This is a genomic window from Streptomyces sp. NPDC028331 (assembly GCF_055565775.1).
Genome location: NZ_JBVHTR010000011.1, coordinates 162017 through 175748, shown reverse-complemented (window position 1 = coordinate 175748; position 13732 = coordinate 162017). Strand labels below are relative to the sequence as shown.

Annotated in this window: 13 protein-coding genes and 1 pseudogene; 11 read left to right on the top strand and 3 right to left on the bottom strand. The window is 70.7% G+C overall.

Going from position 1 to position 13732, the window contains the following annotated elements:
* The first annotated feature begins 203 nt into the window (after positions 1-203).
* Entirely contained in the window at positions 204-692 is a 489-nt protein-coding gene (locus ACZ4SW_RS18540; RefSeq protein WP_468244176.1) for a universal stress protein, read from the top strand.
* 92 nt (positions 693-784) lie between these two features.
* Here the strand turns inward: ACZ4SW_RS18540 and ACZ4SW_RS18535 are convergent, their stop codons facing one another.
* Positions 785-1513, bottom strand: coding sequence for a hypothetical protein (locus ACZ4SW_RS18535; protein WP_468244173.1), 729 nt, complete (start codon positions 1511-1513; stop codon positions 785-787).
* A gap of 339 nt (positions 1514-1852) precedes the next feature.
* Between ACZ4SW_RS18535 and ACZ4SW_RS18530 the strand changes: the two genes are divergently transcribed.
* The 5 genes from ACZ4SW_RS18530 (at position 1853) to ACZ4SW_RS18510 (ending at position 6723) form a co-directional block, all read left to right on the top strand.
* On the top strand, positions 1853-2521 hold the full coding sequence (locus ACZ4SW_RS18530; RefSeq protein ID WP_468244170.1) for a hypothetical protein: 669 nt from the start codon (positions 1853-1855) through the stop codon (positions 2519-2521).
* 453 nt (positions 2522-2974) lie between these two features.
* The gene (locus tag ACZ4SW_RS18525; RefSeq protein ID WP_468244167.1) at positions 2975-3652 is read left to right on the top strand and encodes a hypothetical protein; all 678 of its coding nucleotides are present in this window, start codon (positions 2975-2977) and stop codon (positions 3650-3652) included.
* A gap of 149 nt (positions 3653-3801) precedes the next feature.
* A complete protein-coding gene (locus ACZ4SW_RS18520; RefSeq protein WP_468244164.1) occupies positions 3802-4047 on the top strand; it encodes a ferredoxin in 246 nt (81 codons plus the stop codon).
* Complete coding sequence (locus tag ACZ4SW_RS18515; RefSeq protein ID WP_468244161.1) at positions 4037-5431, top strand: NAD(P)/FAD-dependent oxidoreductase; 1395 nt, start codon at positions 4037-4039, stop codon at positions 5429-5431. The genes ACZ4SW_RS18520 and ACZ4SW_RS18515 overlap by 11 nt, the downstream gene beginning before the upstream one ends.
* A gap of 56 nt (positions 5432-5487) precedes the next feature.
* The gene (locus tag ACZ4SW_RS18510) at positions 5488-6723 is read left to right on the top strand and encodes a cytochrome P450 (RefSeq protein ID WP_468244158.1); all 1236 of its coding nucleotides are present in this window, start codon (positions 5488-5490) and stop codon (positions 6721-6723) included.
* Positions 6724-6789: 66 nt separating this feature from the next.
* Here the strand turns inward: ACZ4SW_RS18510 and ACZ4SW_RS18505 are convergent, their stop codons facing one another.
* Positions 6790-7278, bottom strand: a complete 489-nt coding sequence (locus ACZ4SW_RS18505; protein ID WP_468244155.1) for a MarR family winged helix-turn-helix transcriptional regulator — start codon at positions 7276-7278, stop codon at positions 6790-6792.
* An 88-nt stretch (positions 7279-7366) separates the two neighbouring features.
* On the opposite strand from ACZ4SW_RS18505, the gene ACZ4SW_RS18500 reads away from it, so the two are divergent.
* From ACZ4SW_RS18500 to ACZ4SW_RS18485, 4 genes and pseudogenes are all read left to right on the top strand, one after another.
* Positions 7367-7954, top strand: a complete 588-nt coding sequence (locus ACZ4SW_RS18500; RefSeq protein ID WP_468244152.1) for an NADPH-dependent FMN reductase — start codon at positions 7367-7369, stop codon at positions 7952-7954.
* Positions 7955-7976: 22 nt separating this feature from the next.
* Positions 7977-8333 (top strand): annotated as a pseudogene (locus ACZ4SW_RS18495) (IS5 family transposase); the annotation flags it as partial.
* An 82-nt stretch (positions 8334-8415) separates the two neighbouring features.
* On the top strand, positions 8416-9501 hold the full coding sequence (locus ACZ4SW_RS18490; RefSeq protein ID WP_468244150.1) for a YihY/virulence factor BrkB family protein: 1086 nt from the start codon (positions 8416-8418) through the stop codon (positions 9499-9501).
* Positions 9502-9644: 143 nt separating this feature from the next.
* Positions 9645-10838 carry a hypothetical protein gene (locus tag ACZ4SW_RS18485; RefSeq protein WP_468244147.1) on the top strand — a complete coding sequence of 398 codons (1194 nt, stop codon included), beginning with the start codon at positions 9645-9647 and terminating at the stop codon, positions 10836-10838.
* A gap of 62 nt (positions 10839-10900) precedes the next feature.
* Here the strand turns inward: ACZ4SW_RS18485 and ACZ4SW_RS18480 are convergent, their stop codons facing one another.
* Entirely contained in the window at positions 10901-11380 is a 480-nt protein-coding gene (locus tag ACZ4SW_RS18480) for an SRPBCC family protein (RefSeq protein ID WP_468244145.1), read from the bottom strand.
* A 259-nt stretch (positions 11381-11639) separates the two neighbouring features.
* Between ACZ4SW_RS18480 and ACZ4SW_RS18475 the strand changes: the two genes are divergently transcribed.
* Positions 11640-13304 carry an alkaline phosphatase family protein gene (locus ACZ4SW_RS18475; RefSeq protein WP_468244142.1) on the top strand — a complete coding sequence of 555 codons (1665 nt, stop codon included), beginning with the start codon at positions 11640-11642 and terminating at the stop codon, positions 13302-13304.
* The last annotated feature ends 428 nt before the right edge of the window (positions 13305-13732 follow it).

The following is a 13732-nucleotide window of genomic DNA, read 5'->3' as shown; positions in this document are numbered from 1 at the left end:
TCCCCCCAACGCCCATAGTGCGCACAATTGTACGGGTCTGAAATCTAGCCGTCCTTCCCGGTGATGCCCCTTTGGGCGTGCCCCGTGTCGCGATGGCCGCTCGGTCCGGTGGCCGTTTCGGCCCGGCTCCTTGCCACTGCTCGGTGTGGTGGGGATTCTGCACACGATCGGCACCCGTCCCACCGCGCCACACCGGAGCCGCCATGACCGCCGTCGTCTGGATCACCGAAGGCACCTGGCCCGCCTGCGTCGACGCCGCGCTCGGCCGCGCCGCCCCGGACGAGGAGCTCGTGCTGCTGTACGTGCGCGACGACACGGTCGCCGAGGCGGCCCACGGCGCGTTCGCCGGGCTCCTCGGCCGCGGCCGTCCCGAGCGGGATCCCGGTCACCGGATCGAGGGGTTGTCGGAGTCGGCCGCGCAGCGCCTGCTGGATGCCGCGGCGCGGCGTCTGGGTCGCCCGGCCCGCCGGGTCCTCACCCATGGACGTACGGAGCGGACGGTCGTCGAGGAGGCCACCGGCGCGGATCTCCTGATCTGCGCACGGGACGGAGACCGTTCCCGGCTCGGCCCGCACAGCCTCGGCCCCGTCACCCGCTTCGTGGTCGACCACGCGCCCTGTCCGGTTCTGCTGGTGTGGCCGGGAGAGGTCCCGGCGACGGAGCTGCCGCCGCCTCCGCCGCCTCATCGCTGACTCACCGCGTCACCAGGGCCCGGGCAGACCGGAACCCCGGCCCGATTCCGGCGGGCCGGGGTTCTCGTTCTCCGTGGCTGACGGTGACTTGATCAGTCCCAGTCGCGGCCGTTGTCGTGGTCGTGGTCGTTGTCGTGGTCGTGGTCGCGGTCGTCGTCGCGGTCGTGGTCGCGGCCACGGTCGAAGCCGCCGCGCTCGAAGGCGCCGCAGCGGTCGCCGCCGAAGCCCTCGCCCTCGCCCTCGCCTTCGCCCTCGCCGAACTCGAAGCCGCGCCCACGGCGGTCGCAGATCACGCGGAAGCTGCCCACGACGCCGTGCTTGATCTTCACGCCGCCCTTGACGTGCTGGGCACGCACGCCGTCGCTCTGGCTCCACGGGCCGACCACGGCGATGGGAGCACCGTTGTCACACGTGACCCCTCGGAACACCTCCACCGTGTGCCTGCTGTCGTTCACGATGTTGATGCTGTTGGAGCCGAGGCCGCTCAGGATCGGCACACAGCCGTCCGGGATGGCCGGGAAGTCCCGCTCGTTGATGTGGATCCGGCCGATGTGGTGGTAGTGGCGGTGGTGGTGACGGTAGTGGTGGTGGTGGTGCTCGCCCTCGTTGCCCTTGCCGTTGTTGTTGTTCTCGTTGTTGTTGTTGTTGCCGTTGTTGTTGTTGCCGTTGCCCTCGAAGGCGGCGGCCGGGGCGGCGGCCTGCTGGACGACCGCGGCCGAGCGGGCGGGCTCGGACGCGGCCGAGGCGTAGGTGATGCCGGTGGCCACCAGGGCCGCACCGGCCGCGATCGCGGCGGTTACTGCAGTGGAACGCGTTGCCATGTCACTTCTCCTGTCTCAGACACGTCGGCTGTGAACCGATGCGAGAGAGAAGTTACATATCGGGTCGTATCCAGACTCCTTCGACATACCGACCATATGACGAACAACCCTGTCGGAGTAACGGTTCGTATAACGGGTCGTCATCCGCCTCCGGCTCGGCGGACGCGGGGCGCCCCGCAGAGTCACTGATGAGGTGTCAGCGCTCGGCCGGCGACGGCCGACGACCAGCGGCCGGCAACGGACCAGGAACAAAGTGGCTCCCCGGGTTCGTACCATCTGTGCACCGGGGGGACACTGTGCAGCAACATCGCCGTTAGGCGAGGAAAGGTGAGTCACGCCATGTCCGAGACCACGACCGCGACTTCGGAACTGACCTCGCAGTACGCCGCCCAAGTGGCGGGCGATCTGGAGCGGAACGAGAAGGAACAGGAGCGTGTCGGTGCCGAAATCGCCGCGCTCCAGGAGCAGTTGGCGACCCTGCAGCACGACCATGCGGTGCTGCTGACCATGCAGAACGCACTCGGTGTCCCGTCGGCGTCGGCCGAGCCGGCCGCCGCGCCCGACAGCGCCACGGTGCCCGCGCCCCGGAAGAAGTCATCTGCCGGGTCCGGCGCGGGCAAGCAGCCTCGGGCGACGAAGAAGGCCGCCGCCCGGCAGACGCGTACGACGGCGCGCAAGACCGCGGGCAAGAAGGCCGCGGGCACGGCTGAGCCGGTGAAGACGCAGGCCGCGAAGACGGACCAGCCCACGTTGGTCGAACTCGTCCGCTCCCACCTCACCGAACAGAGTGAACCGCGCTCCGCCGCGGAGATCGCCGCAGCGCTCGGCGAGGCCCATCCCGGACGGGGCATCAAGACCACCGTCGTGCGGTCCACGCTCGAAGGGCTCGTGGCGAAGAAGCAGGCCCAGCGCAGCAAGCAGGGGACCGCCGTCTTCTACAGCGCACCGGACGCCGCCGAAGCCGCGGTGGCGAACGGAGCGGAGGACCGGCCGGAGCAGGACCGGTAAAGCCCGTGCCGCCCTCCGGCGATCACCGGGGTCGCCGGCACGGGCGCTGTGTGTGTCGCTGATCGGCGGGACGTCGAACGTCGGGACGTCCGCTCTCGCCCGGGAGTTGGCCGACAGGCTCGGGCTCGGGTACCGGTCGGCGGTCGGCGAGTCGACCGAGTCCGTGCTCGGTCGCCACGAGCGACTCCGGCCCCGTGTCGAGGAGTTGATCGCGGCCCCTGCCGCTACGGACGGCACCCGCCCGGAACCGGTCCTCGAGAGGCGGCGCCGCTGCCCGACCGGGTGGCGCGGTGGGCGTCCGGCGAACTGGCCGACACCGTGCTCGGCGCCGTCGCCGTCCGGCGCCAGGGTGAGCTGCGCCGGCGACGGTCTGCCGTTCGGGCGTGTCCGGTGGCGGGACTTCCCGCGCGGCGGCTTGCTGGTGCCAGGGGCACTGGAGGGAGTGAGCCGCGTATGACCGAGACCGGAGCCGGGCAGCAGGCCTTGCAGACCCCGCGGGCCGCCGGGCTCGCCGGAGTCGTGTTCGCTCTCCTGCTCGCGGCGGCCCTCGTCCTGATCCGCGTCTCGATCCCCCAGGGTGCGGAGTCGGTCACCCTCCAGGGGCTCACTGACCCCACGCGGCGCGACGCGGTGAAGGCGGCGCTCGCGCTGGTGCCGTTGGCCGGCATCTGCTTCCTGTGGTTCATCGGGGCGCTGCGCGCCCATGTGGGCAAGGCCGAGGACCAGTTCCTCGCCACCGTGTTCCTCGGCAGCGGGCTGATCTTCGTGGCGATGCTGTTCGTGGTGGCCGCGGCGGTCGCCGCCGTGCTGGCGACGACGGACACGCCCGGCGGCACCCCCGGCCTGCCCGCCTGGAACTTCGGCCGGCACTTCGCATACACGGTGCAGTCCGAGTACGCGATGCGGATGGCGGCGGTCTTCACCTGCTCCACGTCGGTCATCTGCCGCCGGCTGAGGCTTCTGCCGCGGTGGCTCAGTCTGCTGGGTTTCCTCGCCGCCCTGACACTGCTGTTCGTCGCAGCCGCCGTCCCCTGGGCGGAGCTCGTGTTCCCCGGGTGGTCACTGCTGGTCGGCGCCTGCGTCTTCACGGCGAGCCGCGGGCCCCGGTCCGGCGCCGCGGCGGCGTCGTAACCGGTGCCGGCCGGTCACTCCTTCGGCGCGCCTCGGCAGGCGCTCCCCCGTCCGGTCTCCGATGCTGGCGTGGAGGAGCTGACCGCCGTTCCGCGGCGCCACCGGGCGGCGCCGTCCGACGGACCTGGCCACGAAGGGGCGGAGCGCTCATGAGACTTGTCGTCGATCTCAACAGGTGCCAGGGATACGCGCAGTGTGCGTTTCTCGCACCCGATGTCTTCACCCTGCACGGCGAGGAGGCGCTGGTCTACAACCCGCACGCCGAGGAGGGGCAGCGGGAGAGGCTGGCGCGCGCCGTCGCGGCCTGCCCGGTGCAGGCCATCCTGGCCGACGGACTGGACGACGGGGACCAGGAGCCCGCCGAGGCCGGGCAGGAGATGTCCCGTGCCCGCTGAGGACTTCCTTCAATGGCTCAGGCGTGAGGGCCGGATCGTCATCGTGGGCGCCTCGCTGGCGGGACTGCGGGCCGCCGAGACGCTGCGCGCCGAGGGCTTCGCCGGTTCGCTCACGATGATCGGTGACGAGCCCTACGAGCCGTACGACCGGCCGCCGCTGTCGAAGGCGGTCCTGCTCGGCAAGGCGTCACCGCACCGTACCGACCTGCCCCGGCGCCTCGACATCGACGCCAAGTGGCGCCTGGGGGTCGCGGCGACGGGCCTCGACATGACGGCCAAACGGGTGCGGCTGGCCGACGGGGACGAGGTGGAGTACGACCGGCTGCTCATCGCGACCGGTGTGCGCGCCCGGCCCTGGCCCAAGGAGTCCGAGGCCCGGCTCGACGGCGTCTACGTGCTGCGCACCCGTGACGACGCGGCGGCCCTGCTGCGGCGGCTGCAGGCCTCCCCGCGCCGGGTGTTCGTCATCGGCGCCGGTTTCACCGGTTCGGAGATCGCCTCCGCCTGCCGGGAGCAGGGCGTCGCGGTGACCGTCGCGGAGCGTGGGGGCGCCCCGCTGGTGGGCGCCCTCGGCGGGGTGATCGGCGCGGTGGCCGCGGAGCTGCACCGGGAGAACGGTGTGGATCTGCGGACCGGTGTCATGGTCACCGCGCTGGAGGGCGACCCGGTGGGCCGGGTCCGGGCCGCGCATCTGTCCGACGGCAGCATCGTCGAGACGGACGTCGTGGTCGTCTGCCTCGGCGCGACCCGCAACACCGAGTGGCTGGAGGGGTCAGGGCTCGGTGCGGGGCCCCGGGGCATCGCCTGCGACGCGGGGTGCCGGGCTTTCGACTTCCGCGGCATCGTGACCGACGACGTCTACGTCGCCGGTGACGTGGCCCGCTCGCCGCACCCCCTGTTCGGCTATCAGTTCCTGTCGCTGGAGCACTGGGGCAACGCCGTCGCACAGGCGGAGGTGGCCGCACACAACATGATCAGCAGCGGTGCGGACCGGCGTCCGCACCTGTGGGTGCCCGCCTTCTGGTCGTCGCAGTTCGGTGTGAACATCAAGTCGGTCGGTGTTCCGTCCATGGGCGAGCAGATCATGATCACTCAAGGGTCGCTGGCCGAGCGCCGGTTCGTCGCGGCGTACGGCTACCAGGGCCGGGTCATCGCCGCGGTGAGCTTCGACAACACGCGGTGGCTGCAGTTCTACGAGCGGCTGATCGAGACGGCCACGCCGTTCCCGCTGGAGTTCCCGACGGTCGACCGCCGCCCCGAGGGCCGTCATCCGGTGCCCGCCGACTTCCCCGACCCGTCCCTGCCGAGCCACGGCCCGACCGTGACGGTCAGCGGTTACGCCCCGAGCGACCGCCGGCTGGTCTTCGCCCCGGCCCGCCACTGACCGCCTCCGGTGCCCGCGCCCCGTCCGCCTCACGAACTTCACGCCTAGGACCGCTCATGACGCACGCCTCGCTCCTGCACCGGATCACCGACTACGCCAACCGTGCGAACCCCTATCCGCTGTACGAGGAGCTGCGGAGGACTCCGGTGCTGCACGAGGAGGACGGCGGTCCGTACCTCGTCGGTTCGTACTGGGACATCCTGAGTCTGCTGCACGATCCGCGGATCAGCTCCGACGCCGGCAACCTCGCAGCGGCGGGAGCCGACGAGGGGGTCGGGACGGAGGAGACGGGGCTGCCGCCGAGCTTCATCCGGCTCGACCCTCCGGAGCACGACCGGCTGCGGCGGATCGCCAACCGGTCCTTCGGGCCGCCGCACTGCCCCCGCCGGATCGACGCGATGCGCGGTGAACTCGCCGCTATCGTCTCCGGGTTGATCGACGGCTTCGGAGACGCGCGGCAGATCGACGTGGTGGATCAGTTCGCGTACCCCTTCCCGGTGACCGTGATCTGCAGGCTGCTCGGCGTGCCCCGCGAGGACGAGCCGCGCTTCCGCGCCTGGGTGGAACCGATCGTCGCCAGTCTGGATCCGCAGACGGGTCAGAACGAGGCCGAGCGCCTGAGGGCTACGCGGGAGGCTCGGGTGCAGCTCGGCCTGTACCTCGCGGAGCTGGTCGAGCAGCGGAGGAGGGAGCCCGGGGACGACATGCTGTCCGAGCTGGCGACGAGCCACGGCCCGGACGGCCCGATGACGACGATGGAGGTCCTCAGCACCTCGGTGCTGCTGCTGATCGCGGGCCATGAGACGACGGTCAACCTGATCACCAACGGGATGCTCACCCTGCTGCGGTATCCGGAGTTCCTGCGGTCACTGCGCGACCACCCCGGCCTGGCCGTCAACATCGTGGAGGAACTGCTGCGTTACGAGCCTCCGGTGCAGCTCGTGCCGCAGCGGACCAGTGTGGCCGACATCGAGGTGCGCGGGTTGACGATTCCGAAGGGTTCGAGGATCTGGCTCGTGCTCGCCGCGGGCAACCGGGATCCGGAGCGGTTCGAGGATCCCGACCGGTTCGATCCGTACCGGGGCGACATCCAGCACCTCGGCTTCGGCAGCGGCATCCACTCCTGTTTCGGCGCGCCGCTGGCCCGGCTCGAGGCGCAGATCGCGCTGTCGGAACTGGCCCGCAGGCTCGACAATCCCCGTCTGCTCGAGGACCCGCCGCCGTACCGGCAGAACGCGGTGCTGCGCGGGCCCCGCCATCTCGCCGTCGGCTTCGACGCCCTGCGCCCCTAGGTGTGCTGTCCGGACAATGCCAAGGGCCGTATCGGCGGCGTCTATGAGGGCGGTGTGGGACGCGGTTTAGGACGCGCCGTCGCCGGCAGCCTCGCTGCGGTGCGGCTCCAGGCGAGCGACCGCTTGCTCGCTCCATGCCCGGATGACTGATGCCTGCTCGGGGTTCAGTGAGTCGAGGAAGTGGCGGCGGATGTTGCCGCCGTGCACGAGGATGGCACTCTGGGCGGCGCGGCGCCCCTCGGCGGTCAGCCCGACCCCCGCGCGGCGACCATCGGCCCCGTACTGGGTGCGTTTGACGAAGCCGCGCTTTTCCATGCGCGTCAGCTGATGTGAGACGCGGCTCTTGTCCCAGTCGAGCGACTCGGAGAGCTCGCCGACTCGCATCTCGCGGCCGGCGGCCTGCCACAGCGTCACCAGCACGCTGAACTCGGCCTTCGAGATGTCGCAGTCATGCTGTAGACCACGCTCCAGCTCCCTGATGAGCAGGCGCTGCGCGCGCATCCAGGTATCCCAGAACTCCCACTCTTCGGGTTCCAGCGGCCGAGTCTCCGTCATGTCGCTGAGGATACCGCGACCAGCAGAGTTGTCACTTCAACTCCTCTCAATCTAGAGTTGACGCGACAACTCTCCCGGAAGGAAGACCATGCCGCTTCGCATCGCAGTCATCCTCGGAAGCACCCGCCCCGGACGCCGCGGCGACCAGATCGCTGTCTGGGCACTGGAGGCCGCCCGTGCCCACGGTGGAGCCGACTACGAACTCATCGACCTCGCCGACCACGACCTCGGCAACCTCGACGAGCCCGGCAACCCGAACTTCCAGCGGTACCAGCACGACCACACCCGCGCCTGGAGCGCACTCATCGACAGCTTCGACGGCTACGTCTTCCTCGTCCCCGAGTACAACCACTCCTACCCCGGAGCCCTGAAGAACGCCCTGGACTACGTCTACCGGGAGTGGAACGACAAGGCCGCCGGGATCATCAGCTACGGCGGCTGGGTCGCCGGGGCCCGGGCCGCCGAGGCGCTGCGGCTCGTCCTCGCCGAACTCCAAGTGGCCACGGTCCGCGCCCAGCCCACCATCTCGACACACCCCTCGTTCCACACCGGCGCCTTCGTCCCCCAGGAGGGCCTCGACACCGCCGTGGACAACATGCTCGACCAGGTGATCGCCTGGTCCGGCGCCCTGCGCGGGGTGCGCCAGGCCAAGACCCAGACGCCCACCGCTGCATGAGGCCCAGTTCGTGACCGATCACGTGACAGGACACGGCGAACTGACGGACGCAGCATGGGAGGCGCTGAAGCCCCTGCTGCCGGCTACCGATGGAGCAGGCCGTCCGTGGCGCGACCACCGGCCGGTAATCAACGGCGTGTTATGGCGGTTGCGAACAGGTGCTCCCTGGCGTGACCTGCCGGAACGCTACGGGCCGTGGCAGACGGTTTATGAGCGGTTCGCCCGTTGGGAGCGGGACGGGACCTGGGCCCGCCTCCTGGAGCAGATTCAGGCGCGGGACGACTCCGTCGGAGCGGTGAAATGGACGGTGTCGGTGGACTCCACCATCAACCGCTCCCACCAGCACGCGGCCGGCGCTCGGGCGAACGGCCGGGTCGCTGTAACGATGCACTACTAGGGCGTGTGACAGGCACCGGTCCGGGCGACGGACTGGTCCGGGGCGGTCGGGTTACCCGCCGACCATGACTCGGCTGCTGAAACGTGAACACAAGGATCACCGGGCGCGGCACGGCCGCCGTCCGGGGGCGGCGGAGCGCCGCGGTGAGCCCGCCCCGGAATCCACGGCGGCGCGGCCCGGGCCGGACCCGGAAGTGGAGCGCAGGGCCCCGGACGCGCCGACCGAGTTGCCCCCGCATTCGTGGTGGGCGGTGTTCAAGGGCACGCTGCGCGAGTTCGGGAACGACGAACTGGCCGACCGGGCCGCGGCCCTGACCTACTACGGTGTGCTGTCCCTCTTCCCGGCCCTGCTGGTGCTGGTGTCCCTGCTGGACGTCGCCGGGCCGTCGGCGACCGACAAGGTGCTGGCCAACCTCCGGCAGTTCGCCCCGGGCGCGGCCCGGGACGTCATCACCCGGGCCGTGCAGCAGTTGCAGGGACACAGCGGCACCGGGTCCGTGATGGCGATCGCGGGCCTGGCGGTGGCCGTGTGGTCGGCGTCGGGTTACATCGGGGCGTTCATCCGCACCGCCAACGCCGTCTACGACATCCCCGAGGGCCGGCCCCTGTGGAAGGTCCTGCCCCTGCAGCTCCTGATCACCGTGGTCCTCATGGTGCTCGCCCTGGCCAGCGCGCTGATCGTGGTGTTCACCGGCGGGCTGGCGCATCAGGTGGGCACGGCACTGGGGATCGGGCACACGGCGCTCACGGTGTGGTCGATCGCGAAGTGGCCCCTCCTCGTCGCCCTGGTGACGATCATGCTGGCGATCCTGTACTGGGCCACGCCGAACGCGAAGGTCCACGGCCTGAGGTGGATCACGCCGGGCAGCGTGCTGGCCCTGGTGCTCTGGATGGGCGCGTCCGGTGCGTTCGCGTTCTACGTCGCCGCCTTCCCCTCGTACAACAGGACCTACGGCACGATGGCGGGCGTCGTCGTCTTCCTGGTGTGGCTGTGGATGGGAAATCTGGCGATCCTGCTGGGCCTGGAGTTCGACGCGGAGACCGCGCGGCAGCGGGCGATCGCCGGCGGTCTTCCCCCCGACCAGGAGCCGTACACCGAGCCGCGTGACACCCGCGCGTGGGACGACGAGGACCGGCGCCGCGTGGAGTGAGGGGCGGCTCGGCCCGCACCGGGGAAGGCCGTTGCGAACGGAATGCCGGAAGGGAGCGAACCCCCGGACCGGTTCGATCATCTTCCTTGAGGGACCATGCTGTTCCCGGTCGTTCACGGGAACAGGAGCCGAAAGGAAGGCGCGTGCCGGTCATCAGTCAGCGGGTGCACTTGGTGCTGCTCGCCGCCTGGACAATCCTCTGGTTCGCCGTGGTGGAGCGGCACGGCGGATTCTCCTGGCACTATGTGCAGCAGGGCGGGAGACTCCTGTACCAGGGCACCGGACGCGACGGCGGTCTCAACCTGTACGCGCACCACCCCGAGCTGCAGATGGGCCCGGTCAGCTTCCTGGTGGCGGGTCTGTTCAACCCGTTTCCCGACCACGTCGGACAGTTCCTGGCCGCCGCCCTGATGTCCCTGCTCGGCCTGGTGGTCCTGGTTCTCGCCGGGCGCAGCGCCGCCTGGTACTTCCTGGGCACCGGGACCAACCACCAGCGGCTGCGACAGCGCGTGCTGATCGCGGGCCTGGCCTTCATCCCCATGTGGATCGAGGTGTCGGTCCGCTTCGGGCACCTCGACGACGTCCTGGCGCTGTTCTTCACCGCCCTGGCCGTACGCTCGGTCACCTTGCGCAACGCGGCGGGAACCGGCGTCTTCTTGGCCCTGGCCATGGATTCCAAACCGACGGCGCTGGCCTTCCTGCCGCTGCTGCTCGCGCTGCCGAGGCACCAGTGGCTGCGCGCGGGTCTGTGGTGCGCCGGCCTGGTCGCGGTCGTCTGGCTGCCGTTCTTCGTCGGCTCCCCGCACACGATGGCGGCGGCGCACTTCACCATCCCCAACCAGCCGGCGTCCGCGCTGCGCTGGCTCGGAGTCGGCGATCCCCAGACACCGCCGTGGGACCGCCCCGCGCAGGCCGTGGTGGGTCTGACGCTCGGCTGTATCGCCGTCTGGCGCGGCCGCTGGGCCGCGGTCGTCCTGCTCGGCGCCAACGCGCGGATCGTACTGGACCCGAGCGTCTACACGTACTACACGGCGTCGGTGCTGCTGGGCACGCTGCTGTGGGACGTGATCGGCCAGCGGCGCCTGGTGCCCTGGTGGAGCTGGATCGGGCTGCTCACGCTGTACGGCAGTGTCTTCGTCATACCCGCCGACTCCGTCCGCGGCCTGATCCGCCTGGGCTTCGTGGCCGTCTCCACCGCCTACGTCCTGTTCTGGCCGGTACGCGACCGCGGCGACCGGCGCCAACGCGGCCGGGGCCGGCCCCGACGGCCGGCCGGGTTCCCCGCGCAGCGGAGCCGGGACACGGCCCGTGGCGAACCGGAGGCCACGCTCGGCTGACCGGGCACGCGGGAGCGCCCCGGCCGCCCGGGAGGCGGTCGGGGCGCTCGGCGTCGCCGGTGTCAGACGGCCGGGCCGCCGGTGTCACCGGGCTTGATGCGGCCGCGCCAGGCGCCGGACTCGCCTCCGCGCTGCTCGATGAACTCCTTGAAGCGCCGCATGTCTCCCTTGACGCGCCGGTCGATGACTCCCAGCATGTCCGCGGTCTTCTCCGCGGCGCCGCCGGGTTCGACGTCCATCACGAGCTCCACCCGGGTGTGGCTGTCGTCCAGGCGCTGGAAGCGGACCGTGCCCTTCTGCCGGGTGTCGCCGGTGGTGGTACGCCAGGTGATCCGCTCGTCGGGGAGCTGATCGACGATCTCTGTGTCGAACTCGCGCCGCACTCCCCCGATCTTGGTGGTCCAGTGGTTGTGGCGGTCGTCGAGCTGTGTGACCTCCTCGACGCCCTCCATGAAGTTCGGGAACTCCTCGAACTGCGTCCACTGGTTGTAGGCCGCACGCACCGGAACGTCGACTTCCACCGTCTCCTTGACCGTGCTCATTCGCGCCTCCTTCTCACTGATCGACCGCGACGGAGCGTTCTTCCGCCGCATGGATCTCGGCACAATGCGGCGGGTACCCAAGGTCAGGGTGTTTAGAGCTGTCGAGTGACATCCGGACATCGGGCCGCTTTGCGCGCACCGATGCCTTTCTTGGGCAGGACACGGTGCGGAAGTCCCCTTCCGTACACGTTCTCCCCCTCCGATATCGGTGCACGGTCCTGAGACATCCCCGTGCTCGGTACAGCTCGAGGAGAACCCCTTGTTCAGACGTCCTGCCCGCCCGGTCACCGCGGTGGCCGCCGCGCTGGCCGCCGTCGGCGCGCTCACCGCCACGGCCACCGCGCCCGCATCGGCGCACGCCTCCGTCACCCGCGCAGGCGCCGCGGCCCGGCACGTACTGCTGCTGTCGGTCGACGGCCTGCACCAGTCCGACCTGGCCTGGTACGTCGCACACCACCCCGACTCGGCACTCGCACGCCTCGCTACAGGCGGTGTGGAGTACACCCACGCGAGGACCACCGTCCCCTCCGACTCGTTCCCCGGCATGATCGGCCAGCTCACGGGCGGGAATCCGGGCACCACGGGCGTCTACTACGACGACACCTACAGCAACGCCCTCCTGCCGGCGGGCACGACCGACTGCAAGGGCGTGAAGACGGGAGCCGAGGTCGACCTCACCGAGGACCTCGACCGCGACAAGGACTCCCTGGACGCCGGACAGGGGCTCGCCGGGCTGCCCGGCGGCATCCTGAACATGACCGGTGACGCCCGCTCCCTGATCGACCCCTCGAAGCTGCCGGTCGACCCGAAGACGTGCAAGCCCGTCTATCCGCACAGCTACCTGAAGGTGAACACGGTCTTCGACGTGGCCCGCCAGGCGGGGCTGCGCACCGCCTGGTCCGACAAGCACGTCGCGTACGAGATCCTGGACGGGCCCTCGGGCACCGGCGTCCAGGACCTGTTCGCCCCCGAGATCAACAGTGCGGCGACCGGCTACCCGGCGGGCGACGACTGGACGAAGGACAACGCGGCGACCGAGCAGTACGACGGCTACAAGGTCCGGGCCGTCCTCAACGAGATCGACGGCTACGACCACAGCCGTACCCACAAGGTGGGCACCCCGGCGGTGTTCGGCATGAACTTCCAGTCCGTGTCGACCGCACAGAAGCTGCCGAGCTCCGATGGCCTGACGGGCGGTTACCTGGCGAAGGGAGTGCCCGGCCCGCTGCTGGTGAAGAACCTGGCGTTCGTCGACAAGGAGGTCGGGGCGTTCCTCGCGGAACTCCGCAAGCGGCATCTGGACGGCAGTACGACGGTCGTCCTGTCGGCGAAGCACGGTCAGTCGCCGACCGATCCCAAGGCGCTGACGCGGATCGACGACGGCCCGCTCCTCGACGGCCTGAACGCCGCGTGGAAGGCCGCGCATCCGGGCGCCGGTGAGCTGGTCGCGCACGCGGTGGACGACGACGCGATGCTCCTGTGGCTCACCGACCGGTCCAAGGCCGCGACCGACTTCGCCAGGGCGTACCTGCTCGCCCAGTCCGGCACGGGCAACGGGATCGACGGCGGGACCAGGCCCTTCACGGCGAGCGGGCTTAAGACGCTGTACGCGGGTGCGGCGGCCGCCGGCTACTTCCACGTCCGGCCGGGCGACGCGCGGGTGCCGGACCTGTTCGGCATCACGCAGTACGGCGTCGTGTACACCGGCGGCAAGGGCAAGATCGCCGAGCACGGGGGCGCCCACGCCGACGACCGGGACGTCCCGCTCGTCGTCTCCGGCGCCGGCGCCCCGCGCGGTGTGCGCGTCGGCGACCCGGTGGAGACCACGCAGATCGCGCCGACGATCCTGCGCCTGCTCGGGCTGAAGCCCGAGGCCCTGGACGCGGTACGGATCGAACACACCCGCGTCCTGCCCACGCGCTGACCGCGACCGGGTGGGGTCGCAGTGTCCGCGGCCCCACCCTCGGGTCGTTTGCCGTTTGTTCACCTGAGCGGCATCAGAAATGCACCTCTATGGCACCCGTTGCAACGGAAAGGACCGCATTGTCGGATATCGAACACTCGTATCCGAGCACAGAAAGTACGACCGACATGGGCCAGATTCTTGTAGCGGTGGCGACGAAGATCGGCGCCGCGCTCGCCGAGGCGCTCATCCTGCGCCTGGTGTGGCAGCTGTGGGCCGCGTACGCGCGTCGCCAGGGTACGGCCACGGTGCCGGCCGCCGCCTGACACTCCACGACCGCCGGGGCCTCCGCAGTCCACGGTCCCCGGGCCGCCGCAGCGCACCGGGGGGGGGGGGGGGGGGGGGGGGAGGGGGGGGGGGGGGGGGGGGGGGGGGGGGGGGGGGTTGGT